Annotated in this window: 2 protein-coding genes; one reads left to right on the forward strand and one right to left on the reverse strand. The window is 32.5% G+C overall.

The annotated features are described in order from the left end of the window. Positions 1–1,066: 1,066 nt before the first annotated feature. Positions 1,067–2,260 (reverse strand): site-specific integrase, encoded by a 1,194-nt coding sequence (locus tag BN161_RS27675; protein ID WP_044272536.1) that lies wholly within the window; start codon positions 2,258–2,260, stop codon positions 1,067–1,069. Positions 2,261–2,712: 452 nt separating this feature from the next. On the opposite strand from BN161_RS27675, the gene BN161_RS27680 reads away from it, so the two are divergent. Next, positions 2,713–2,924 (forward strand): carboxypeptidase-like regulatory domain-containing protein (locus BN161_RS27680; protein ID WP_044272540.1); only part of this gene is annotated, 212 nt, incomplete at its 3' end.

The raw sequence follows: 2,924 nt of genomic DNA on the forward strand, positions 1-2,924 counted from the left end.
TTCGCAGAACTAAGTAAGTCGTATTTAATTAATAATTAATAGTAAATAAATGTTTGAAGAACTTATTACTGAGCAATTATGATTTGTCAAATAGCTAATTTACAAGTAGATAAAAATATATACTCATATCTGTATCTACCAAAAATATCCTTTATTTTTAGATTAAACATCTATTTATCAGTATATTGATTAGTAATAGTGATTATAAATGAATTATAAATTCAATACCATGGGTTCTAAAAATCATTTATGTGTATGGAATGATTGAAGATTGTATTGAAGATAGGCAGTAAATTGCATACATAAGGTCGGTGTACTATATAGTCTCATTTTTTCAACATAGCACATGCTATATTAAGTCTAATATGAATAAATTAATTTCCACAAACAATAAAAACAAGATAAGGCAATTTGCCGAATGGCTCAGAAAGAATTTCAGGTAGAATACTTTGTTGAATAAAAATCAGGAACGCAGTTTGATGCCCACAAGAAGTTAGGAGCTTGCAAACAAGAAGTTAACTTTTTGTCAACAGACTCTTAACTCCTTGTCGACAAGAAATAGACATTTTGTAATCCTCTGATAATTAGCAATGTTACAAAAGAGAATCATCTATTTCTTTGTAAATAGAATTATAGTACTCAATTATCCTTCAAACAGCATTAAAGTATTTGTAAATAACAGATTGGTCGTCGTATAGTAATATAACTATTGAATGGACATTCTTAGTCCAATTCATATCTGAACTCTATCCGAACCATAGTTGCTCCGTATCTTCTCCAGTCAGAAGTACTTCTACACGGAGGAAGTACGGACTTGGTACGAAACAAGTACATCTTGGGTATGGAATAGATATATTATGGAAGCATTGCATGTCATGCTTCTTTAGTTTTTATATATTACTATTTAATCATGAAAGAGAAGCTATCCAAGAGATTGAAAAAGAAGAAAAATAGAACAGAATATCAAAGAGAGCTGAGGCATAAAGCCTCCAAAAAAGGTGTAACTCATTTATCCAATATACCTAAAAGTTTCATGGCAAACGATTACACCTTAATTTAGCAGGACTTATTTCCCTTTTTTACGGTGAGCCAATGAGTGGTTTTTTTCCAAATCACTTATTATCGTCATATCCATAACATTAGTGTATATTTGCGTAGTTTTCACACTCTTATGCCCTAAAAGTTTCTGCACGGTTGTAATATTAACACCATTATAAATCAATAACGTTGCATTAGTATGTCGCGCTGTATGGAATGACACTTTTTTAGATAGCCCGGCTAATCGGGCAATGACAATCAACTCTTTATTCACATTCGAATTATCTCTCAAATGAAAAAAATCTTGTAGATCTGCCTGATATTTATTCAAAATCTGGATCCCCTTCCCGTTAAACAGTAAGTATAATGGAAGCCGGACTTCCGTACCGGTTTTGATAGACTTATAGATTAACCAAGTCTCCTGGTGCATCTCTATAATGTTTTCTGACTTCATATTAACAAAGTCGGAATACCTCATACCTGCATAGCAACAGAACAAAAATGCGTCCAATGTTTTCTGGTATTTTATATATCTTCCGGTCAATTGCAGGGTTTCCATTTTTTCTAATTCTTCCGGAGACAAATGTGTATGCCCATTTTCTACAGTCTTTATCTTGTATTTTCTGAAGGCATATTTTTGTATATCCATATACTCCTTATTGATAGCTACGTTGATATGTCGCTTTAAATGCTTCATATGTTTAGCTATGGTATTAGTATGATATCCCTTCGATTGCAGAAAATATTCAAATGAAGATACAAACTCAAAAGTTAAATCAGAGAATGTCACATTCTTTTTAAAATCTTGCAATAGCGCAAGCGTAGAGAGATGATTGCGTTTGGTACTTTCTTTTAGGTTCGAAGTTATGACCTCGTGTTTAAAGAAAGGTATAAACGAGGATTTATCTTCCTGTTCTTGTTGTTCAGAAAGCATCTCCTTCAATATCTCCAAAGTGATAGGTTTACCCTGTTGCCAGAGCTCAAGTTCGCGCTTTTCTATCATTGCCATGAACTCATAAATCAATCGATTTAAGGCATCTGCATTAGGATGGTTCTTTATCAGCAGTTTTTTCGCATCCCATTGGTCTGGTCTCAGATAGACTTTAGTCGAGAAATACTTTTTCTTCCTGTTCAAGTAAGCCTCAACCTGTACTAAAGCTACGCCTCGTTTATTAAGGTTCTTTTTCCGGTTGTACACTAAACTGTAAATAATCTTGTTCATCTTTAGTTGTTTTAGTTAATACTATGAACAAATAAGACGAAATAATGTGCTATACAAGAAATAAAGAAGACTTAATATCTGTAAAAGTACGCTTTACAAAGTGTTTTTTGTTTTGTATTTCCTTTATAAAAAAGGTAAATCTACGTAAAATGACTTTCAAATTAATTCTTCCAATGCATGTTTTTAACACTTTTAGTTTAAAAGGTGAGGTGTTTATTAAGGAATGATAGTCTGAGAGGCGCTTCAGAGTGATAGCAATCAGAATGTCATTTAGGTTTTTTAAGTGCAAAAAAGCTGCTGTTAAGCATAAAAACAAGCATTTGGTTAACAAATTGATAGATTTACAAGGTTTTTTCAACAAAATAATTGTTCGTTTCAGTTTTATTAATATATTTGCATTTTGTTAGAGTAAAGAAACAATTAATGTAAAGTTAAACTTTAAGAGAGAATTTATGAAAAGAAAATTAATGCTGTTATTGGCCTGTCTTTTTGTTGGAATAGGCCTAGTAACTGCCCAAACTCAGACAATCACGGGTGTTGTGATTTCTGAAGAAGATGGGCAGCCAGTTATTGGAGCCTCTGTATTGGTAAAAGGTACTCAACTTGGTACTATTACCGGTGTAGATGGTGATTTTACTTTATCGAACGTACCAAGTTCTGCGAA

Origin of the sequence: Bacteroides timonensis, assembly GCF_000513195.1 — a bacterium.
GTDB classification, from domain to species: domain Bacteria; phylum Bacteroidota; class Bacteroidia; order Bacteroidales; family Bacteroidaceae; genus Bacteroides; species Bacteroides timonensis.

Coding starts and splice junctions, on each gene's coding strand:
- BN161_RS27675 (WP_044272536.1), bottom strand. CDS start 2,260: ATGAACAAGATTATTTACAGTTTAGTGTACAACCGGAAAAAGAACCTT.